The 20,105-nt window shown below is 59.9% G+C and carries 20 protein-coding genes; 13 read left to right on the top strand and 7 right to left on the bottom strand.

Annotated features, from left to right (window positions below; translation table 11 throughout):
- Nucleotides 1-1,017, bottom strand: coding sequence for a GIY-YIG nuclease family protein (locus tag ZBI01S_RS05615; RefSeq protein WP_159421416.1), 1,017 nt, complete (start codon nt 1,015-1,017; stop codon nt 1-3).
- 99 nt (nt 1,018-1,116) lie between these two features.
- Nucleotides 1,117-2,190, bottom strand: coding sequence for a redox-regulated ATPase YchF (ychF, locus tag ZBI01S_RS05610; RefSeq protein ID WP_066057815.1), 1,074 nt, complete (start codon nt 2,188-2,190; stop codon nt 1,117-1,119).
- A 127-nt stretch (nt 2,191-2,317) separates the two neighbouring features.
- Here ychF and ZBI01S_RS05605 point away from each other — a divergent pair, with 127 nt between their 5' ends.
- The 4 genes from ZBI01S_RS05605 to ZBI01S_RS05590 all read left to right on the top strand — a co-directional run bounded on the left by ZBI01S_RS05605 (nt 2,318) and on the right by ZBI01S_RS05590 (nt 6,285).
- Entirely contained in the window at nt 2,318-2,923 is a 606-nt protein-coding gene (locus tag ZBI01S_RS05605) for a type II toxin-antitoxin system PemK/MazF family toxin (RefSeq protein WP_066057591.1), read from the top strand.
- Nucleotides 2,924-3,143: 220 nt separating this feature from the next.
- The gene (locus ZBI01S_RS05600) at nt 3,144-3,755 is read left to right on the top strand and encodes a 3'-5' exonuclease (protein WP_066057589.1); all 612 of its coding nucleotides are present in this window, start codon (nt 3,144-3,146) and stop codon (nt 3,753-3,755) included.
- Between the two features lie 88 nt (nt 3,756-3,843).
- Nucleotides 3,844-5,064: a hypothetical protein gene (locus ZBI01S_RS05595; RefSeq protein ID WP_066057586.1), complete on the top strand. Its 1,221-nt coding sequence runs from the start codon at nt 3,844-3,846 to the stop codon at nt 5,062-5,064.
- 54 nt (nt 5,065-5,118) lie between these two features.
- Nucleotides 5,119-6,285: a DNA recombination protein RmuC gene (locus ZBI01S_RS05590; RefSeq protein ID WP_066057583.1), complete on the top strand. Its 1,167-nt coding sequence runs from the start codon at nt 5,119-5,121 to the stop codon at nt 6,283-6,285.
- A gap of 76 nt (nt 6,286-6,361) precedes the next feature.
- Here the strand turns inward: ZBI01S_RS05590 and glpX are convergent, their stop codons facing one another.
- Entirely contained in the window at nt 6,362-7,330 is a 969-nt protein-coding gene (gene glpX, locus ZBI01S_RS05585) for a class II fructose-bisphosphatase (RefSeq protein WP_066057813.1), read from the bottom strand.
- Nucleotides 7,331-7,593: 263 nt separating this feature from the next.
- Here glpX and fbaA point away from each other — a divergent pair, with 263 nt between their 5' ends.
- Both fbaA and ZBI01S_RS05575 read left to right on the top strand, forming a co-directional pair.
- On the top strand, nt 7,594-8,622 hold the full coding sequence (gene fbaA / locus ZBI01S_RS05580; RefSeq protein WP_066057580.1) for a class II fructose-bisphosphate aldolase: 1,029 nt from the start codon (nt 7,594-7,596) through the stop codon (nt 8,620-8,622).
- Nucleotides 8,622-9,095: a DUF6264 family protein gene (locus tag ZBI01S_RS05575; RefSeq protein ID WP_159421415.1), complete on the top strand. Its 474-nt coding sequence runs from the start codon at nt 8,622-8,624 to the stop codon at nt 9,093-9,095. Before fbaA ends, ZBI01S_RS05575 begins: the two co-directional genes overlap by 1 nt.
- Nucleotides 9,096-9,120: 25 nt before the next feature.
- Here the strand turns inward: ZBI01S_RS05575 and ZBI01S_RS05570 are convergent, their stop codons facing one another.
- Nucleotides 9,121-9,843 (bottom strand): FadR/GntR family transcriptional regulator, encoded by a 723-nt coding sequence (locus tag ZBI01S_RS05570; RefSeq protein WP_083524547.1) that lies wholly within the window; start codon nt 9,841-9,843, stop codon nt 9,121-9,123.
- Between the two features lie 93 nt (nt 9,844-9,936).
- On the opposite strand from ZBI01S_RS05570, the gene ZBI01S_RS05565 reads away from it, so the two are divergent.
- The 4 genes from ZBI01S_RS05565 to ZBI01S_RS05550 are packed head-to-tail and all read left to right on the top strand — an operon-like array spanning nt 9,937 to nt 13,512.
- Nucleotides 9,937-10,728 (top strand): gamma-glutamyl-gamma-aminobutyrate hydrolase family protein, encoded by a 792-nt coding sequence (locus ZBI01S_RS05565; RefSeq protein ID WP_159421414.1) that lies wholly within the window; start codon nt 9,937-9,939, stop codon nt 10,726-10,728.
- Nucleotides 10,729-10,778: 50 nt separating this feature from the next.
- Nucleotides 10,779-11,654, top strand: a complete 876-nt coding sequence (locus ZBI01S_RS05560) for an ABC transporter substrate-binding protein (protein WP_083524546.1) — start codon at nt 10,779-10,781, stop codon at nt 11,652-11,654.
- Nucleotides 11,654-12,769, top strand: a complete 1,116-nt coding sequence (locus ZBI01S_RS05555; RefSeq protein ID WP_066057562.1) for an amino acid ABC transporter permease — start codon at nt 11,654-11,656, stop codon at nt 12,767-12,769. The genes ZBI01S_RS05560 and ZBI01S_RS05555 overlap by 1 nt, the downstream gene beginning before the upstream one ends.
- Nucleotides 12,769-13,512, top strand: coding sequence for an amino acid ABC transporter ATP-binding protein (locus tag ZBI01S_RS05550; protein WP_066057559.1), 744 nt, complete (start codon nt 12,769-12,771; stop codon nt 13,510-13,512). Before ZBI01S_RS05555 ends, ZBI01S_RS05550 begins: the two co-directional genes overlap by 1 nt.
- 370 nt (nt 13,513-13,882) lie before the next feature.
- Here ZBI01S_RS05550 and ZBI01S_RS05545 read toward each other — a convergent pair whose 3' ends face one another.
- Complete coding sequence (locus ZBI01S_RS05545) at nt 13,883-14,710, bottom strand: ornithine cyclodeaminase family protein (protein ID WP_245610546.1); 828 nt, start codon at nt 14,708-14,710, stop codon at nt 13,883-13,885.
- Nucleotides 14,711-14,758: 48 nt separating this feature from the next.
- Nucleotides 14,759-15,808, bottom strand: a complete 1,050-nt coding sequence (locus ZBI01S_RS05540; RefSeq protein WP_066057557.1) for a 4-hydroxy-3-methylbut-2-enyl diphosphate reductase — start codon at nt 15,806-15,808, stop codon at nt 14,759-14,761.
- Nucleotides 15,809-15,875: 67 nt separating this feature from the next.
- Here ZBI01S_RS05540 and xseA point away from each other — a divergent pair, with 67 nt between their 5' ends.
- The 3 genes from xseA (at nt 15,876) to ZBI01S_RS05525 (ending at nt 18,096) form a co-directional block, all read left to right on the top strand.
- On the top strand, nt 15,876-17,087 hold the full coding sequence (xseA, locus tag ZBI01S_RS05535; RefSeq protein WP_066057808.1) for an exodeoxyribonuclease VII large subunit: 1,212 nt from the start codon (nt 15,876-15,878) through the stop codon (nt 17,085-17,087).
- 116 nt (nt 17,088-17,203) lie between these two features.
- Nucleotides 17,204-17,455 (top strand): exodeoxyribonuclease VII small subunit, encoded by a 252-nt coding sequence (locus ZBI01S_RS05530; RefSeq protein ID WP_066057805.1) that lies wholly within the window; start codon nt 17,204-17,206, stop codon nt 17,453-17,455.
- On the top strand, nt 17,455-18,096 hold the full coding sequence (locus ZBI01S_RS05525; protein ID WP_066057554.1) for a DUF4245 family protein: 642 nt from the start codon (nt 17,455-17,457) through the stop codon (nt 18,094-18,096). The genes ZBI01S_RS05530 and ZBI01S_RS05525 overlap by 1 nt, the downstream gene beginning before the upstream one ends.
- Nucleotides 18,097-18,679: 583 nt before the next feature.
- On the opposite strand, the gene ZBI01S_RS05520 is transcribed toward ZBI01S_RS05525, so the two are convergent.
- The gene (locus ZBI01S_RS05520; RefSeq protein ID WP_066057552.1) at nt 18,680-20,077 is read right to left on the bottom strand and encodes a class II fumarate hydratase; all 1,398 of its coding nucleotides are present in this window, start codon (nt 20,075-20,077) and stop codon (nt 18,680-18,682) included.
- Between the last annotated feature and the right edge of the window lie 28 nt (nt 20,078-20,105).

The raw sequence follows: 20,105 nt of genomic DNA, 5'->3' as shown, positions 1-20,105 counted from the left end.
TCAAACACATCGTTGTTCTCCGGCGATATCGACTACCCGCTCATAAACACGCCGTGCGAGTTCTGGGCTGTGCCAGCGGGCAAAGCGGCTAGAGTTGCCTGCTCGCATAAGGTCGAGGGCGAAGGCTCGCAGGGGTGCTTTGATCCCAAAGTCGGCCGACACCAGACCAGCTGTCGAAACCATGACGGTGTCTGTGACGGTCAACCCGTAGTGAGTGGTTGCGGCCCAACATGGATCGCCGCTTGGCAACTCAGCTTGCTCGAATTCCGTCCTCATACCCCTCTTCACGTCAGGGATCGGTCCTTTGAGGACCGTCCCGACAGGCAGGTTCAAGATCACAGTGTCCAACCCATTCTCGAATCCCGACTGACGTGGGAAGTAAGCGAGTTCAAGCCCGCCGACGTTGAGTGTTGCGAAACGCCCACCGCTCGTGGCGGGAAAATCAGACAGAGTCCAATATTCGCCTTCTAGCGCGGGAGCATCCGGGACTACCTGCGAAATGATCAGAGCCAACGCTTCGATAACCAGATCCACCCCGGTAGCTGTCCAGCCCCCACCAAAATCTCGGATGCCGAGTGCTTCCTCTGCCGCTAAGAGACGAGGCAAAGGACCGGGTTCTCGCTGCGCAGCCTGAGAATACTGTTCATTTCCGAAGTCCCCGCCGCCTGTAGCCCAATGTTGTTGCCGGCTGACGGGGACGACACAGTCGAGCGCAGATGGACCAAGGAATCCAAAGTTGTAGACCTTGTTGCGCAATTGGATGCCAGCAGCTCTGCGTTCGGCGATCACGCGTCGTTCCCAAACATCTAGCTCATCGAGTGGAACGTTCATTACAGAGACGGCAACCACGTCGCGCCAGGGGTCATGATGACGGCCTCCGCCGCGAATATGTGTTCTCATCCGGACCACGAAGTCGACGGTCTGGCCAACGTACTGAGCCCCATCTGCAAACTCTAGAACGTAGATTCCCCCGCCGGTGCCTCTCATGATCGGCGTGAGAGATTCAAGTCCTGTCACGTCGTAGCGGGTGAAAGTTTGCCCCATCGTTACCAGGTCCGCGGAATCCGGCAAGGGGCCGAACTAGTAAACCTCACCCCTCATGTCTTCCGAGCGGCGCTACACGTTAAACCGGAATTCGACCACGTCGCCGTCTTGCATGACGTAGTCCTTGCCTTCCATGCGCACCTTGCCGGCTGCCTTCGCATCCGCCATCGAACCGGCCGCAACCAGGTCGTCGAACGAAACGATCTCAGCCTTAATGAAGCCGCGCTCGAAGTCGGTGTGAATCACACCAGCAGCCTGCGGCGCCTTGTCGCCCTTACGGATCGTCCACGCACGCGCTTCCTTCGGACCAGCCGTCAGATACGTCTGCAAGCCGAGGGTGTCGAAACCGACACGAGCAAGCTGGTCGAGACCCGACTCATCCTGACCCAACGACGCCAGCAGTTCAGCGGCCTCGTCAGCGGGCAGATCAATGAGCTCCGACTCGGTCTTCGCGTCCAAGAACACGGCCTTCGCCGGAGCAACCAGTGCCGCGAGCTCCGCGAGCTTCGCCTCGTCGCCAAGCACGTCTTCGTCGACGTTGAAGACATAGATAAACGGCTTCGCACTCAGGAGCCCAAGCTCACGAACCGGCTCAAGATCAATATCGGTCGACGAAAGCAGCTTGCCCTCATCCAGCGCCGCCTTCGCAGCCTGCGCGGTCGACAGCACCGAAGCATCCATCTTCTTGTGCTTGACCTCTTTTTCGAACCGCGGCAGTGCCTTTTCAAGCGTCTGCATGTCGGCCAAAATCAGCTCGGTGTTGATGGTCTCCATGTCGCTCGACGGCGACACCTTGCCATCAACGTGCACCACGTCGGGGTCGCTGAATCCGCGCACGACCTGCGCAATCGCATCCGCCTCACGAATGTTCGCAAGGAACTGGTTACCCAGACCCTCACCCTCAGACGCACCCTTCACAATGCCCGCAATGTCAACGAACGATACGGTCGCCGGCAGGATCCGCTCCGATCCGAACACCTCAGCGAGCTTGCCGAGACGAGCGTCGGGCAGTTCAACAACACCCACGTTCGGCTCGATCGTGGCGAACGGGTAGTTCGCTGCGAGCACGGTGTTCTTGGTCAACGCGTTGAACAGCGTTGACTTACCGACATTTGGGAGACCGACGATTCCAATAGTTAGAGCCACGGTCGCCAAGTCTACCCGCGCGTCCGGGTATCGCACGCAACACTCGGCGCTGTAGCAATTGATGGCGATTCGGCGCGGATGCGAACGGCGCGGCAGATTCGCATGCATCGATCGTTAGGCTCAAGTCATGTCGTTTTGGTCAACACTCGCCCGCCGCGTCGGACGCGCCCTCATCCCCCACCTCACTCGCGCAATTAGCGACAAGCTCTCGGGGACACCGACCCGCTCACAGCGCGACCGGCCCGCGGCGCGACCAGGCAACCGAAGCGACGCCTCGCGGCCGGCGCGACCCGGTGCATCCGCCCCACAACACCCGGGCCCAACCAGCGCCTATCCGGGCGACTTTCGCGGCACCCCACAGTTTGAGTACGCACCAAACCCGAACGGTGAAGCCAATCCCGGCGAAATCGTGTGGACCTGGGTGCCGTACGAAGAAGACCACTCGCAGGGCAAAGACCGACCGGTGCTGATTATCGGCCGTGATGCCCGCTGGTTCCTTGCACTGCAGCTCACCAGCAAGGATCACGACGTTGATGCCAAGCAGGAGGCCCGCGCCGGTCGCTACTGGCAAGACATCGGTACCGGCCCGTGGGACAAGCAGGGCCGTCCGAGCGAGGTGCGCGTGAACCGCATTATTCGTGTGGCTCCGGATGCGGTGCGTCGTGAAGGCGCCGTGTTGGATCGTGCGACGTTTGATCAGGTCGCGAACGCGGTCCGCAAACACAACCGCTAAGTCAGCCGCGTCGCCGCAAAATTTGTTGCCTGACAGGGCCTCCGAAGCATATATGTGGATGAACCCGCTGTGAGGCAACAAATCTTGCCAGGACACCTCCGGATATCTGTTGCAAATACGGACCGGCAACCTCATATAGAGGCTGCCGCCCCGTATTTACAACAAATTTCCAACGGACCATCCTGCGAACGGTGTCGGAAGCGGCTGCCACACTAGATGAATGATTGATTTCGTCGCGATTGACTTCGAAACCGCCAACCGCTCCCCCGCATCTGCCTGCGCAATTGGGATGGTTCGGGTTCGTGGCGGCGAAATGGTCGCGCGCGAGTCATTCTTAATCCACCCGCCCGCAGGTCACGACCACTTCGAGCCGTTCAATATCCAATTACATGGCGTGAGCCCTGAACTCGTGGCGGATGAACCCGGTTGGGATATTGCTGCGGCGAGGATGCTCGAGTTCATTGGTAACGACGTCATCGTCGCTCACAACGCACCGTTCGACATCGGGGTGTTCGTTGCCGCAAGTCGCGCCATGTCACTGCCGTTCCCCGCGCTCAAGTACTTCTGCAGCCTGCGATTGGCACGCAAACACTACGACCTTCCGTCGTACCGACTCCCTGCCGCGGCGAGCGCCGCAGGATACGAACTCGAGCACCACCACGACCCCCTCGAAGACGCCGAAGCCTGCGCCGCCATCGTCATTGACGTTGCTCGCACCAAGAATCTGCTTACGATCGAGGCATTGAGCCGCGAGACTGCCGTGCAGATTCGCACGCTGACTCCCGACGACGAAGACTCGCAGCGCACGCTGGTGAAGAACGCAACGTTCTAAGCACGGCAGCCTGCGCGCCATCGACACTGCGCCAACGCGCACCAACACCACGCACGACCACACCCAACCGACACCGCAGGACACCGACGTGACTCCCAACGCATCAACCACCCGCTGGCAACAACTGCTCAACGAGCCCGACTCGCTCGAAGCCGCCAGCATCGGCATTGACATCATCGCCGACGGTGGCGAAGCCGCGTACCGCAAGGCCCTGAGCCGCTGGCACGAGTTGCGCGAGACGGATCGACGCGACGCGCACGCGGGCATCGCAGTGATCTTGGGCGATGCGTTCGACGACGACCGCGCACTCGCACGCATTGCCACCGAGTGGGACGAAGTCTTCCCCGAAGAAATTGCGTGGCGCTGCGCCGTTCGCAAACCCTCGCGTCAGCTCAAGCGCGTGTTTGGAGCGAAGGCACTCGCCGCGCTCAATGACTGGGTCGAATCCGGCAGCGACGCCGAACTGCCGGCGAAAGCCGCGCGTGCCTGCCGCATCCTCGCCCCGAACGACCACGGCACCACGTACTTGATGGCGCGCCGACTGCTGCTCGAACGCGCGCAGGCGGCGATTGTGCGCGATGGCAAGGGCGACACCGATGCCGCCGAGCGCGTGGCTGACGACCTGCTCATTGCTGCCGCTATTGCAACACCGAACTCCCCCGAGGTGCAGCAGACGCTGCTCTCGTACTGGGGCGAGGCACAGCCGCTCGACACCGTCCCGACGGCTGAGCCGCTGCCCGGCGCCATGCCCGCATCGTGGCAGGCGAGCTGCGCGATTCTTGAACGCACCGATTCGCAGACCGTCGCCGAACGCTTCGCAGACCTCATCGGCGATGTCGAAGAGGTCGAGCGCGGTGGCAGCGAGGCGGCAGACTATCTCGCGGCACTTAGCGGCAGTTCGTTTGCGGATGCGGATGCGCGCCTGCTCGAGTTCGCGAAGTCTGAGAACCCGGCTGCCGGTGTAGCAGTGCGCGAACTCGCGGCACGGCGACGCCGACTGGCCGAATCGCATCCGGCCTACCTTGACCGCGTCAACGCGTTGGTCGACGGACTGCGTGAGCACGAGCTGCTGCACGAAGTGCCGGGGCGTCTGGCCCGCGAAGCGCTCGCCAAGCAACGAAATGCAGACGAGAGCCTGTTGTCTGCAGCAGCAGCGATCGCGGATGCGTTTGGCACGCCTCAGGATGCGGGTTCATCGTGGCAATCGTTTGCGGATTGGCTCGACACTGCGACGATTCCGGATGCGTCACCAGTGCCGCCAGCGCAGGCACAGAAGCGCCGCCGCCGCGGTTTCGGATTGTTTGGCTAGCGAAGTCGGCACCGTGTAACAGGCCATGTCGGGGGCTCGTGCGAGCATGTCGGCATGGAGATCTTGTGGTTGGCCATTGGCCTCATTTTGGGCGCTGCGCTCGGTATCGTGCTCGGCCTGTATGCGGTGCGCGGGCGCAGCGTGGCCGCAGAATCTCGCGCGGCAGTTGCCGAAGCGCGGCTCGATGAACTGCGCAACAACTCGGCGTTCACTGAACAGTCCGCTCAGCGACAGCAACTCGCACAATCCCAGCTGCTACGGGAGCTGCAGCCGATGCGCAGCGAACTCACAACCATGCGCGAAACCGTCGCCGAGCTCGAGCAAGAGCGCATTGAACTTCATGGCCGGCTCTCGGAGCAATTGCGTCTGCAGGCGACGTCCGACCGCGAGCTGCGCGAGGCCACGCATCAGCTCGCATCGGCGATGCGCGCCAACACGACCCGCGGCAACTGGGGCGAGGCGCAATTGCGCAATCTGCTCGAATCAGCGGGCATGATCCACCACGTTGATTTCGATACGCAGGTAACCGTCAGCACAGACGACGGCAAGCAGCGGCCGGACGCTATCGTGCATCTGCCCGGTGACCACCACCTCATCATCGATGCCAAGGCGCCAATGTCGTACTTCTTAGACGCAATGCGGTTGCGTGATCACGATGATGAGTCTGCGCGCCGCCGCACCGACCTCATGCGTAAGCATGCAGGTGCCGTTCGCGGGCATGTGGATGCGCTTCGCGCACGCGACTACCCCGCTGCAGTTTCCGGGTCGGCCAGGTTTGTGATCGCCTACATCCCAAGCGAAGCCGCGGTATCAGCAGCACTCAACCACGACGCGGAACTCCTTGACTACGCGTTCGCCCGCGGCGTCGCAATCGCCTCACCGGTCACGCTGTGGTCGATTCTGCGTTCGGTGGCAGCAGCCTGGCAGCAAGAACGCGTCAGCGAGTCGGCAGCCGAAGTGCTGCAGCTCTCACAAGAGCTGTACCACCGGTTCGCCACCACCAGTGAACATCTCAGCACCCTCGGCAAGCGTCTGCGCGGCTCGGTGGATGCGTACGACAAGTTGGTCGGGTCCGTCGAGACGCGCCTGTTCCCCACTGCCCGCAAACTCGCCGAGTTCGATCCGTCGGCGAAGTCACTCGAGACACTGAAGCCTGTCGAGCGAACCCCTCGGTCGCTCACCGCACCCGAGTTTGATCATGCGGCAGGAGCAGAAACGTAAGACAAACAATGAATCGGCTGCCCCCTAAAGGGACAGCCGATTCATAACAACGTCGCTGCTAGCGATCAGCCGATCGTTAGTCTTCGTCCAGCCACTTCGATACGCGGTGTACAGCGGTTACGCGGCGGAACGTACCCGAACGGGCGCGCAGCACAACCGAGTCGGTCGTGATCTGGTCACGTTCGCGGTTGACACCCTTAACCAAACCACCGTCGGTAACGCCGGTGCACACGAAGAACGTGTTGTCGGTGCGAACCAGGTCGTCAGCGGTCAGCACTCGGTCGAGATCGTGACCGGCATTGATGGCGTTCGAACGCTCTTCGTCGTTGCGCGGGAACAGGCGCGTCTGCATGACACCGTCAAGACCCTTAATGGCGCAGGCAGTGATGATGCCCTCAGGCGTGCCGCCAATACCAACACACATATCGATGCGACCGGTCTGCAGCGCAGCGTTAATACCACCGGCAACGTCACCGTCGAGCAGCAGCTCGGTACCGGCACCAGATTCACGGATGTCGTGAATCAGCTGCTCGTGACGCGGACGGTCAAGCACGGCGATGTTCATGTCTTCGACGCCCTTGCCAAGCGCCTTCGCGAGACCGCGGATGTTGTCGCCGATCGGGCGTTCGAGGTCGATGACATCCTTACCGGCAGGACCGGTAACGATCTTCTCCATGTAGAAAACCTCTTTGGGGTTGTACATGGTGCCGCGGTCGGCCACGGCAATCACGCTGAGCGCGTTCTGGCGGCCGGCAGCGGTCAGGCTCGTACCGTCGATCGGGTCAACAGCAATGTCGCAGAGCGGGCCGGTGCCGTTACCCACGATTTCGCCGTTGAACAGCATGGGCGCCTCATCCTTCTCGCCCTCACCGATAACGACTTCGCCCTGGAACTCAACGGTCGCGAGGAACTTGCGCATCGCATCCACTGCCGCACCGTCGGCAGCGTTCTTGTTGCCTCGACCAATCCACGGCACTGCGCGAATCGCGGCAGCCTCGGTGGCGCGAACGAGCTCCATGGCGAGGTTACGGTCAGGATGATCCATGAGTTCCGCTTCGCGGTGACTCGCGGCAGACTGAGATTCGGTCACGATGAACCCTTTCGACGTTGTACCAACTGTATTCAGCCTAGTCACGCTCACTCGATATTCGGTGAACCGCACCCGCGAGAACGGTCGAAACGCATCCAGCTAATTCCTGATCACCTCGCACAGCCGCACCAGAATGTTTAGCTGTGCAACACGCTCGTGTTGCGGTCAACTCATGCCGATAGGATGCACTCGTCTCGTCACACAACCAAGGAGTCTTCATGCCGGTAGCATCACCCGACCAGTACGCCGAAATGCTCAACCGCGCGAAGGAAGGCGGCTTCGCCTACCCCGCGATCAACGTGTCCAGCTCGCAGACCATCAACGCAGTGCTGCAGGGCCTGACCGAAGCTGGTTCGGACGGCATCATCCAGGTCACTACCGGTGGTGCTGACTACTTTGCCGGCCAGACCCGCACCGCACGCGCATCCGGCGCCCTCGCCATGGCGGCATTCGTAACCGAGGTAGCAAAGAACTACCCGATCACCGTTGCGCTGCACACCGACCACTGCCCCAAGAACGCACTCGACTCGTTCTTGCTCCCGCTGCTTGAGGCCTCGGAAGAAGCCGTGAAGGCCGGCCGCGAACCGATCTTCCAGTCGCACATGTGGGACGGCTCGGCAGTACCGCTCGAAGAGAACCTGCAGATCGCCAAGGAACTGCTGCCACGCATCAAGAACAACGGCCAGATCCTCGAAGTAGAGATCGGTGTTGTTGGTGGCGAAGAAGACGGCGTCGCTGCCGAAATCAACGACAAGCTCTACACCGACCTCGACGACGCCATCGCGACCGCCGAAGCCCTCGGACTCGGCGAACAGGGCCGCTACATGGCTGCCCTCACCTTCGGCAACGTGCACGGCGTCTACAAGCCGGGCAACGTCAAGCTGCGTCCAGAAATCCTCGCTGACATCCAGCAGGGTCTCGCCGACAAGTACGGCACCGCCCCCAAGCCACTCGACCTCGTCTTCCACGGTGGCTCGGGCTCGAGCGACGAAGAGATCGCAACCGCCGTTGCCAACGGTGTCATCAAGATGAACATCGACACCGACACCCAGTACGCCTATTCGCGTTCGGTCGCCGACACGGTGCTCAAGAACTACGACGGCTTCCTCAAGATTGACGGCGAAGTCGGCAACAAGAAGGTGTACGACCCACGTTCGTGGGGCAAGAAGGCCGAATCGGCCATGGCGGCCCGCGTCATCGAAGCAACCAAGCAGCTCGGCTCGTACGGAAAGTCCCAGTCGATCTAGTGGCAAATTCCTCGAAAACCGGGCCTCGGGGCAACGCTCCGGGGCCCGGCCCCATTCCAACGCCGGAAGAGCTCAAGCAGCTTCAGCGCAAGAGCGATCGTTCCATGGCGATCGTGCTCTTTGCGCTGGGCATCGTCGGCACGATCATGAACATGAACGCCGCTACCGAGCAGGCGTTCGTGAACAACGCTGCTGAAATTTTCCGGATGAACAACCTCGGTGAGTATCACCGTCCTGAGGGACTCGACGTCCTCAGCTGCGCGGGAATCATCGGCCACCCGCTCAACTACGCCATCTGGCTCTACATTGCGCTGCGCCGTTACAAGGCGGGTAAGCGCGTGGCTTGGTGCGCGTTCACCGGCGCGATCATCGCGATCGTATTTGGCGGCATGCTGAGCTCCGGCGCACACGCACTGCACCCCGAGATCTGGGACTTCGTGTTCAATAGCGCCGTGCCGACGCCTGCGCCATAAACCGCACGTTGTTCGCGGCCAACTTTCACTCCGCTGTATTAGCGGAAAGCAACGCAACGCACCACTCGAATGATTCTTCGATGTGGGCGTTCATCGCAGATCGACTGGCTTCCGAATCTCGGTTCTCCAACGCAGTAACAATTGCCTCATGGTCGCCGCCAGTGTGCTCATGCATTAGCGGAATGTCCGGTAGCGAAGCGAGTATCCGCGACACATCCTCCTGGATTCGCATCTCAGCTTCGTATAGGCGCTCCGAGCCGCTCTGCAATGCAATCTGTGAATGCAATCGAACATCAATCACTCGCAACTCATCGCGTCGGTGAGTTCCGTCATCGTATTGCCTCGTGAGCTGACGAAACTCGCGAAGCGCATCGTCAGTCGCGCGTTCAGCGGCAAGAGAACTTGCTTCCCCGCTGATTGCGTTCCTGAAATCTGCCAGGTCACGCAACTCTCGCTGGGTGACTGCCATGCCTTGCATATTCTTCTGGATACGCAGCGGCGCGGACTCATGAATGAACGTGCCACCACCCCGACCTCGGCGAGTCACGATCACGCCCAAGTCACGTAGGACTTCGAGCCCCTTGCGTAGGGTCATCGGTGCAACGGAGAAGGCTTCAGCCATTTCGACTTCTGTCGGCAGTCTCTCACCCGGTGCGAGTTCCCCCGCTGCTGCAGCGTCCACGATTCGACGCACGATCAGCTCGGTACTTTGCCGACCACCAATGGTAGAAAATACGTCAGTAACCACACTTGACCTCTATCCCCTATAGGTTAGACTTCTAAGCAATCTCCCACGAGCACTACTTTGACGCAATGAGGCGCCACGCGAAAGGGTTTGCAGTTGTCCGAAACAAATTCAGCAGAAACTGCTGGAGCCGCCCGACCAATCAGAATCCTCGCTTCCTACAGCATGGACAGCAAGGCCGTCGGGCAAAAGTACGCAAATGAACTCCACACACTTGCTCAACGCGCAGGCCGCGCCCTGACACAAGCAGCAGATGATGTTCAAGTTATTTTCGTCGATGCCACTAACCCTCGACAGTCTGCTTCAGAACTCGTAGAGAGCAGTGATGGTGTACTGATCCTCGGCGGCGCTGACGTTGACCCTACCCTCTATAGTGACAACCCCTCGGATATTGCCGCAGCCAAGGGGGTCGACCGAGTTGCAGACGAATTCGAAATTTCACTCGCCCGCGCGGCCCGGGACGCCCAGGTCCCGCTACTGGGAATCTGCCGCGGCCTCCAAGTGATCAATGTTGCATTTGGTGGAACATTGATCAGCGACCTAGGCGAAGGCACAGTCCACAACAATCATCCCGAGAATGACGAAATGACGGACCACGAGGTCTCTATCGATGAGGCTTCACGACTTTCCACGTCTCTTAACAAAACGCGAATCCACATTAGGTCAGCGCATCATCAAGCAATTGACCAAGCTGGTCGTGGCCTCGTCGCCACCGCATGGTCCGACGACGGCATCATTGAGGCTGTCGAAGCACCCGAGGATTACTGGACAGTTGCAGTCCAATGGCACCCAGAAGATGAGGGGGCCCACACGGACGACTTCATGGCCCTCAATGTCGCTTTCGTTCAAGCCTCGCGCCATCGGAGGCATGGCCGCCAGCCAGACTAAGACTCACAATTCAATACTTAACCGCATAGAAGACAAAGGAGCCTTCCACGATGCACACCAAACGACCCCTTTCCATTCTCGCCATCGCTGCGCTGACCACTGGACTACTTTCCGGCTGTAATGCGCTTGGCGGAACCTCAAATACAGCAGGCGGATTCGGTGATTGCGAAGTCACTGGCGAAGCCGGATCGATAAAGCTCGAAACAAAGAACCCTGAAACTCTTAGCATTGCGACAGTGTTGCCAAGCAACGGCTGGTGGAACGGCGAGTCTCCGGAAACCGTCAAGAGCGGGTTCGAATACTGCATGGTTGCAAATATTGCTCACCGAGCAGGACTGAAGTCCGTAACAATTACCCATCAGTCTTGGGATCAGTACATTTCTGCGAGCAATCAGGATTACGACCTTTCACTCGCGAGTACCACTATCACGGACGAACGAAAGCAAGTCTTTGACTTCTCTAACCCATATTTCCAATCAAACCTTGGTGTTGCGGTCAAGAAAGACAGCAAGGTAACCGAGGACAATATTTCACAGCACCGTATCGGCGTACTTCAGGGGAACATGGGAGCCCAGTTCACCACGGATAAGATCAAACCAAAGGGCGGACCACAGCTGTTCCAGACCGAGACAGAAATGTTCACAGCTTTGAAAGCAGGACAAATCGACGCCGTTGTCACGGACACCACGCTTGCACTGACTAACACACATGCGTCAAATGGTGAACTTGAAGTGATTGCTCAGTTCAAGGTAGATCAGGGCTACGGGATCACCTTCAAGAAAGGCTCGCCAAACGTCGACCCAGTTAATCAAGCAATCGAGCAAATGACTGAAGACGGGACGCTTGACAAGCTCTCCGAGACTTACTTGAAGCCTCTCTTTGGCGTGGACCCTAACTCGATCCCCCACTGGGAGTTGAAGGGCTAATGACAGACGCCGCTCTGAACACGACAACGCTTGAGACCCGTCCGGACCTGCACCTCAGCCCTCCTCCAAAATCACTTGGTGTGGGGATCGCCGGACTGGTTGTTTCATCACTGACGCTGCTAACTATTGGCGTATTTGCTTCGGCTGGCATCAGCAATGCGGACGCCGGCTCACCAGCAGCAAGCTTGGGTTGGATCTTCCTCACAGTAGGACTAGTCCTTGGTGCTATCCCCTTCATCATGTCGATCAACTCCCTTCGCGCAACGGCACGGACAAGGGACGAAGTTCGACGAGCCAAGGTTCTCCACGCACGTGCGACCGCCAGCCGAGCCCGAGAGCTTGGCCTAACCGCCGTTGGGATATCAGCTGCCCTACTGCTGGTTGTCGGGTTCGTCCTTCTAATTGTTGGGAATGACGCAAGTGTGCAACGGACCTTTCTCAACTGGGATGTCATGGCAAACAGCCTGGGCTCCGTCACCTCCGCTTTTGGACTGAACATCCTTATCGCGGTAATCGCTGAAGTCATCGTGCTGGTATTCGGCTTGGTCCTGGCAATTTGTCGAATGCTTCCTGGTAAGGCAGGGGCACCAGTCCGCTGGCTTGCAATTGCTTATATCGATGTCATGCGAGCTGTTCCAGCAATCATTGTGATCTATCTAATTGGTTTCGGACTTCCGCTTGCAGGGATCCCGGTGCTGAAGGATCTATCACCTGCCTGGTTTGCTATCATCGCGCTTGCGCTCACCTACAGTGCCTATGTCGCAGAGACATACAGGTCTGGTATCGAGTCAATCCACCCGTCGCAATTCTCAGCTTCCCGCTCTCTCGGATTCTCGTTTGCACAGACAATGCGATTCGTAATCCTGCCGCAGTCCATTAGGAACGTAATTCCACCACTGCTAACAATGTTCATTGGCCTACAGAAAGACACGTCGCTCGTTAACGTCATTGGCGCGATGGATTCTTTCAATCAGGCTAAGTACATTTCAGCAACCAACTTCAATCTTTCGTCTGTAACCGTGGTCGCATTCCTATTCGTGCTTGTTACTATCCCCCAAACACGCCTTGTGGACTGGTGGCTCGAGCGCGGCGACAAGCGGCGAGGAGGTCGCTAATGAGCTTCATTCAATTTGATAATGTTCATAAACGCTATGGAGAGAACGAAGTCCTAAAGGGCATCGATTTCTCAGTCGAAAAGCATGAAGTTGTGTGCCTTATCGGCGCTTCCGGTTCCGGCAAGTCAACGCTATTGCGATGCGTCAACGCACTCGAACCGATCCAGGAGGGCAAGATTCTCGTCGACCGCGACGTGGTGTCTGGCCCTGGCGTGGATGTCGACCGCTTGCGTCGCAAGGTTGGCATGGTGTTTCAATCGTTCAACCTGTTCCCACACATGACTGTGGCTCAGAACATCGCAATTGGTCCGATCAAACTCCTTGGCGTACGACCCAAAGAAGCACAACAACACGCGATGGAACTGCTCGAGCGAGTAAATCTGTCACATCGTGCGGATTATTACCCAGACCAGCTCTCAGGTGGACAGCAACAGCGTGTAGCCATCGTTCGGGCATTAGCAATGAAGCCAGAGGTTCTACTCCTCGATGAAATCACTTCCGCATTGGATCCCGAGCTGGTTGCAGAAGTCCTCAACATCGTGCGTGAACTCGCAGCAGATGGGATGACCATGCTGCTGGCTACCCATGAGATGACCTTTGCACGCGAAGTTTCAGACAAGATTGTCTTTCTTGAGCAAGGACGAATTCTCGAGTCTGGTCCTCCATCGCAGCTCTTCGAAAACCCGAAAGAAGAGCGCACGAAAGCATTTCTCAAGCAGGTGGTGGAAGCAGGCAGATTGTAGGGGCCGAAGACCGGTGAGCTCGACTGTAATAGTGAGGTCACCGGTCTTACCTTTCCGTAGTTGATCCCTCGGTGGGCCATGCAGCGGATCCGCTCGACATCGTGTCAGAGTCAAGCCTTGGATTGGTTCATCGAAACTCTATTGAATCCGTGGAACAAGGAAGTAGAACGAGGCGTGCCTAAGCAGCCTTCATTAACGGCTACATGCATAAGGCACCGCCATCTGTGACAAGATGGCACATGGGTTCATTTCACCGAACTAGAGCTATGCGACGAGTCCGGTCGCGACGGCGAGATCTTGCCACGACATACCAACGCCTTTAAAGACGTTCGGTCGGTCCTTGGCTCGCTGCGCACCGCCGCGCACCAGATCAGCAAGCCCCACGAGCGAATTGGCCGCAAGTGAGCCCGTTAACCGGAATCGCGACGTCACCAGCCTCACGAACCGCCGTCTGCGCATCTTCAACAACGACCAGCGCGCGTGACATCAGCGCTGAATCCAGCTCACGCTTGTCAGGTTCGTGCGAACCAATCGCGATAACTACGGTGCCGTCGCGCACCAGGCCGCCGTCAAAGAGCGGGGTCGGTGCCGAGGTAGCGCAAATGACAACGTCGGCGGTTGCCACGTCATCTACCTGCCCCGCACTCGCCGTAACACCTGCCTGCGCGAGCTGCTCGACCGCATCCGCAACCTTCTCGGTACGGCGACCAACAATCAGAATCTCGTCGAATGGGCGCAACAGTGCTGCCACAATCACGTGTCCAATGGCCTGCGGACCCGTGCCAAACACCACCAGCCGCTGCGCATCGGTAGCCGCCAGCCGATCGATCGCAACCGCAGAAACCGCGGGCGTGCGCAGCTCGGTCAAGCTCACCGTATCCGCAATCAGCCGCAACGAGAGCGTCGTCGAATCCAACAGCAGATAAGGGCCCTGGATGCGGGGCAGACCGCGGTCGGGGTTTGCCGAGCTCACCGACGCGACCTTGATGCCGGTCCAGTCCCCGATCGTTGACGGCATCAACAGCAGCACACCGGCACCCGCCTGCGTGTTCATGCGGGCAGGGTCGGTCGCCGGATCAAATCCGGAGCGCAAGACCGACTCGATGAGTTTACGAGCACAGTCGGGCAACATCGCTGCACGCACCTGCTCAGCCGACCACCTGGGCGTGGCGTTCATGGCGGTACGTTCATCCTTCATGTTCACCGTATCCGCCCACTCGAGTCGACTGCCAGATCGACGATGCCGCTAGTCGCGGTCGCGCACGCCCTTGCCGCGTCCGCCGCGGACACCACCGGTGTCGCAGTCGCCTAGGTCACGGCGCAGCTCCTTCGGCAGCGAGAACATCAGGTCTTCCGTCGCGGTCTCGACCTCAGACACGTCCGTGTATCCCGCGCTCGCCAGCGTTTCGAGGGTCTGGCGCACGAGCACCTCTGGCACCGACGCACCCGAGGTGACGCCGACGGTCTGAACGCCATCGAGCCATTCCTGCTTGATCTCGTCGGTGTAGTCGATGCGGTAGGCCGCCTTCGCGCCGTGCTGCAGCGCAACCTCAACCAGGCGAACCGAGTTCGACGAGTTCGCCGAGCCCACAACGATCACGAGATCCGCATCCGCTGCAACCTTCTTGATCGCCACCTGACGGTTCTGGGTCGCGTAGCAAATGTCATCTGACGGCGGATTCTGCAGGTTCGGGAACCGCGAACGCAAACGGTTAACCGTCTCCATCGTTTCGTCGACCGAAAGCGTGGTCTGCGAGAGCCACACGACGTTGTCTGGGTCTTCGACGACCACGGTGTCGGCTTCTTCGGGTGAGTTCACCACGGTCACGCGGTCGCCACCGTGTCCGGCGGTACCTTCAACTTCTTCGTGACCGCTGTGCCCGATCAGCAGGATTTCGCGGTTCTGCTTGGCAAACCGCGTCGCTTCGCGGTGCACCTTGGTCACCAGCGGACAGGTCGCGTCGATGGCCTGCAGCTGACGTTCGGCCGCCGCCTCTTTCACCATTGGCGAGACGCCGTGCGCCGAGAACACCAGGTGCGATCCCTCGGGCACCTCGTCGACTTCTTCAACAAAGATCGCGCCGCGCGCTTCGAGCTCTGACACCACGTGCTTGTTGTGCACGATCTGCTTGCGCACGTACACCGGTGCGCCGTAGCGCTCGAGCGCCTTTTCCACAGCCACAACGGCCCGGTCAACGCCGGCACAGTATCCTCGAGGTGCGGCCAACAGCACGCGCTTCGGTCCCTCCACTGGTCGGTCTTCAAGAACCGCCGCTACGCGAGGAACACGGGGCATGGACAAATTCACAGCTGGGCCAGTCACCCCTCCAGTGTACGAAATCAACGATGAAAAGGCGCCACCCATGGGACGTTCCGTATCTTCACCCGAGCAACCGTTTCAGGTGCACTTCATCGCGAAATCAATCAGCGACTGGGTCGACCAGCTGGGCACTGCGTGGATCGAAGGCGAACTGACCAGCTACGACGTCCGCGGCGGCCACGCCTACGCGAAGATTCGTGACCTCAATGTGGATGCGTCGATGTCGATCGTCATTTGGCGTTCGGTTCGCGAGAAGCTCACCCAGAAGTTCGCCAAGGGTGACCGCGTCATCATCCAGGCCAAGCCGAATGTTTGGGTCAAGGGTGGATCGCTCTCGCTGCAGGTGTATGACATGCGCCACGCGGGCATCGGCAACTTGCTCGAGCAGCTCGAGCGCCTGCGCCGACAACTCGCCGAAGAAGGACTGTTTAATGCCGATCGCAAGCAGCGTCTGCCGTTTTTGCCTGGCTGCATCGGCCTCATTACCGGCCGCGAGTCGGATGCCGAGAAAGACGTGCGTCGCAACGCCGAACTCCGCTGGCCGGCTGTGCAGTTCCGCACAATCTATACGCGCGTGCAGGGCGACTCGGCCGCGGCTGAAGTCACTGCGGCTATCCAAGAGTTGGATGCGGACCCGCAAGTTGATGTGATCATCGTCGCGCGAGGCGGCGGCGATTTCTTGCACCTGTTGCCGTTCAGCGATGAAACCCTGGTGCGCGCCGCGGCGGCCTGCCGCACTCCTTTGGTGAGCGCCATCGGCCACGAAGCCGACCGCCCAATTCTTGACGAGGTCGCTGACCTGCGCGCATCCACCCCAACCGACGCCGCGAAACGCGTCGTGCCCGATGTCGCCGAGCAGCTCGATATCGTCGACCAGGCACGGTCCCGCATCCGCCGCCGTATTACCGAACGCATCATGCACGAGCAGCGCGGCATCGAACAATTGCGCAGCCGGCCGGTGCTCGCGAATCCCGTTTGGATTGTGGATCAGCACGGCGACGAACTCGGACGGCTCGCTGCCCGCGGCGCAGAACTCGTGGATCGCCACCTGCGCTACGGCGAAGACAATGTTCGAGGGCTCTCGCATCGACTCGCGGCGCTCTCGCCGTTGGGCACGCTCAAGCGCGGCTACGCGATTGTCGAGCGAGTGGATGCATCGGGTTCCGCCGTCGTGACCGAGACCGGTCAGGTCGCCACCGGTACCGCACTGAGCATCCGCGTGACCGACGGCCGGATCGACGCCACGGCCAACTAACCCGACGCTGCGACTGGCCCCGACGGCATCCCTGACCCGAACTGCACGCATCCCGCCCCGCCGAACGCGCGCGACGCACCTCGCCGCCCGAACGAACGAGACCTAGAATGAACACCATGTCTGCCAACGAATCAACGAGCGCCGCAGTCAGCGAAACCCCGGTTGCTGACCTGAGCTTTGAAGCTGCCCGCGACGAACTTGCTCTCGTCGTGCAACAACTCGAGCAGGGCGAACTGCCCCTCGAAGACTCGCTGAAGCTCTGGGAACGCGGTGAAGCCCTCGCGGCCCGCTGCGAAGAGTGGCTCAAGGGCGCCCGTGAACGCCTTGAGCAGGCTCGCGAACAGCGCGTCGACGAGGCGCAGGCGTAATGGCCAAGAACGAACGGCCGATTGTCGCCGAACTTGGGCGACCCGAGACTCCCGAAGAAACCGCGGAGCGCTTGGCCGAGAACTCGCGAAAGTACCGCGCACGTAAGACGATTCAAAACTTGATCGCAGCGCTCGGCGTCACCGTGCTTACGGTGCTCGTGCTGGTGTTGATCGTGCCGCGCAATGACAACCCGCGACAGGACTACGTCGACTACGCCAATGTTGCTGCTGAGGCGCAACCCGGCGCAGCGCAGACGCTGGTGGTGCCGAAGCTCGGTGAGCAGTGGAAGTCCAACCAGGCGGAATTGCGCCGTGGCGCCGACAAGGTTGCCGAGTGGTACATCGGCCTGCTCAAGGTTGAGGGTGATCGTGCGGATGCCATGGTCGGTGTGCGCCAGGGTATCGCTGCCAACGAGACGTGGACCTACACGAAGGTCGGCCAGCGTCCGCCCACCGGCACCGAAGAGATCGGTGGCAAGACCTGGACCGTGTACGACTACTCGACGCTGGAACGCGACGAGGTGGGCAACAACGGCTACGTACTGTCGCTCGAGCAGAACGGCTCGGTATACATCATCTTTAGCTCGCACGGGCCGGAGCTCGTGCACGAAGTTGCCGAGGCGGTTACTGCCGAGTTGTAGTCGCCTGGTTTTCGAATTGGGGTTCGCGGATGCGGACCCCAATATTCGTTTCCGACGTCGCGCTTGCGCGCCGTCGGGTGCCCTCAGTAGCTCTGCTCCACCGAATGCATCTGCGAGCAGCACCAACTGTCACTGTTTCGCGCAAAATCCGCCACTTTGCGCAGTTCCACACGCCGAAACAGTGACACGTAGAGCACTCGCGCGTCGTTTGACTCATCAAAACGCCAACAATCAGTCAGATTTCACACGATTCAACCCAAAATGATGAGCGAAACGACACCGCACCCCAAGGTGCGACCCAACCCCAACCAACCCGTGACGTAGCCGGGTAACACCAGGACCCTCGCAGCCATCCGAACACCCGCGTCGTTTGACTCATCAAAACGCCAACAATCAGTCAGATTTCACACGATTCAACCCAAAATGATGAGCGAAACGACACCGCGCCTCAAGGTGTGACTCAGCGCGCCGAATCGAGCGAGGACGAGCTCGGTTGAACCGGTACGAACATCGAACGCTACGGAAAACGAAGGTGGCCCCACGAATCGGTGGGGCCACCTGGCAGCAAGTGCCGCGCGAAACCTTAGAGGTTCGGCGAGGTCATCTTGAGCGTGTCGAGCTTGGCGTCGAGCTCAGCTTCGGTGATCTCGCCGCGCTCGACGAAACCGAGGTCGATAACTGCCTGGCGAACCGTGACCTTGTTGGCAACGGCGTGCTTAGCAACCTTTGCGGCAGCTTCGTAACCAATAACGCGGTTAAGCGGGGTAACGATCGAAGGCGACGACTCGGCGAGTTCGCGAGCGCGCTCGATGTTTGGCTCGAGACCCTTGATGGTCTTCTCGGCCAGTACGCGCGACGAGTTGGCGAGCAGGCGAACCGACTCGAGCAGCACGGTGCCCATCATCGGGATCTGCACGTTGAGCTCGAACGAGCCCGATGCGCCACCGAAGACGATCGCGGCGTCGTTACCGATGACGCGCGAAGCAACCATGAGCACGGCTTCAGGAACAACCGGGTTGACCTTACCGGGCATGATCGACGAGCCAGGCTGCAGGTCTGGGATGTGGAGTTCGCCAAGACCGGTGTTCGGGCCCGAACCCATCCAGCGCAGGTCGTTGTTGATCTTGATGAGCGATACGGCGATGGTGCGCAGCGCGCCCGATGCCTCAACGAGACCGTCGCGGGCACCCTGTGCCTCGAAGTGGTCCTTAGCTTCGGTGATTGGCAGCTTGGTGTTCGCAGCGAGCTCGGCGATTACCTGCTCGGCGAAGCCCTGCGGGGTGTTGATACCGGTACCAACGGCGGTGCCGCCGAGCGGTACTTCAGCAACGCGCTCGATAGTGGCGTTTACGCGGTCAATACCCAGGCGGATCTGGCGTGCGTAACCGGCGAATTCCTGGCCGAGGGTGACCGGGGTGGCGTCCATGAGGTGGGTACGACCCGACTTCACGACGTCCTTCCAAGCTGCTGCCTTTTCTTCGAGCGAAACGGCGAGCTCTTCAAGAGCAGGGATGAGGTCTTCGATGAGCGCACCGGTTGCGGCAACGTGTACGGCGGTCGGGAACGTGTCGTTCGACGACTGCGAGGCGTTGACGTGGTCGTTCGGGTGCACCTTGTCACCGAATGCGTCGGTGGCGAGCTTCGAAAGCACCTCGTTCATGTTCATGTTCGACGAGGTACCCGAACCGGTCTGGTAGATGTCGATCGGGAACTGGTCGAGGTGTGCGCCACCGATGATGGCTTCGGCAGCCGAAACAATCGCGTTTGCACGGCCTTCGTCAAGGATGCCGAGCTTCTGGTTCACGATTGCCGCGGCGCGCTTCACCTGGGCCATCGCGATGATCTGACGGTCTTCGAGTCGCTGGCCGGAGATCGGGAAGTTTTCTACCGCGCGCTGCGTCTGAGCGGCGTACAGTGCGTTCTTCGGAACGCGCACTTCACCCATCGTGTCGTGCTCAATGCGGTACTCGTTGTTATCCACGTGGATCACCTTTCTTGGGGCAGGATTA

The sequence above is a fragment of the [Zimmermannella] bifida NBRC 103089 genome (assembly GCF_001570925.1).
In the GTDB taxonomy this organism is placed as follows: domain Bacteria; phylum Actinomycetota; class Actinomycetes; order Actinomycetales; family Microbacteriaceae; genus Gulosibacter; species Gulosibacter bifidus.
This window is presented reverse-complemented; position numbering and strand designations above follow the sequence as displayed.

What these genes read in the sequence shown, in the direction of transcription:
- fbaA (WP_066057580.1), top strand. Translation starts at nt 7,594, where the DNA reads ATGCCGGTAGCATCACCCGACCAGTACGCCGAAATGCTCAACCGCGCG.
- ZBI01S_RS05540 (WP_066057557.1), bottom strand. Translation starts at nt 15,808, where the DNA reads ATGCCCCGTGTTCCTCGCGTAGCGGCGGTTCTTGAAGACCGACCAGTG.
- ZBI01S_RS05555 (WP_066057562.1), top strand. Translation starts at nt 11,654, where the DNA reads ATGACAGACGCCGCTCTGAACACGACAACGCTTGAGACCCGTCCGGAC.
- ZBI01S_RS05560 (WP_083524546.1), top strand. Translation starts at nt 10,779, where the DNA reads ATGCACACCAAACGACCCCTTTCCATTCTCGCCATCGCTGCGCTGACC.
- ZBI01S_RS05530 (WP_066057805.1), top strand. Translation starts at nt 17,204, where the DNA reads ATGTCTGCCAACGAATCAACGAGCGCCGCAGTCAGCGAAACCCCGGTT.
- xseA (WP_066057808.1), top strand. Translation starts at nt 15,876, where the DNA reads ATGGGACGTTCCGTATCTTCACCCGAGCAACCGTTTCAGGTGCACTTC.
- glpX (WP_066057813.1), bottom strand. Translation starts at nt 7,330, where the DNA reads ATGGATCATCCTGACCGTAACCTCGCCATGGAGCTCGTTCGCGCCACC.
- ZBI01S_RS05525 (WP_066057554.1), top strand. Translation starts at nt 17,455, where the DNA reads ATGGCCAAGAACGAACGGCCGATTGTCGCCGAACTTGGGCGACCCGAG.
- ZBI01S_RS05590 (WP_066057583.1), top strand. Translation starts at nt 5,119, where the DNA reads ATGGAGATCTTGTGGTTGGCCATTGGCCTCATTTTGGGCGCTGCGCTC.
- ZBI01S_RS05605 (WP_066057591.1), top strand. Translation starts at nt 2,318, where the DNA reads ATGTCGTTTTGGTCAACACTCGCCCGCCGCGTCGGACGCGCCCTCATC.
- ZBI01S_RS05550 (WP_066057559.1), top strand. Translation starts at nt 12,769, where the DNA reads ATGAGCTTCATTCAATTTGATAATGTTCATAAACGCTATGGAGAGAAC.
- ZBI01S_RS05545 (WP_245610546.1), bottom strand. Translation starts at nt 14,710, where the DNA reads ATGAAGGATGAACGTACCGCCATGAACGCCACGCCCAGGTGGTCGGCT.
- ZBI01S_RS05600 (WP_066057589.1), top strand. Translation starts at nt 3,144, where the DNA reads ATGATTGATTTCGTCGCGATTGACTTCGAAACCGCCAACCGCTCCCCC.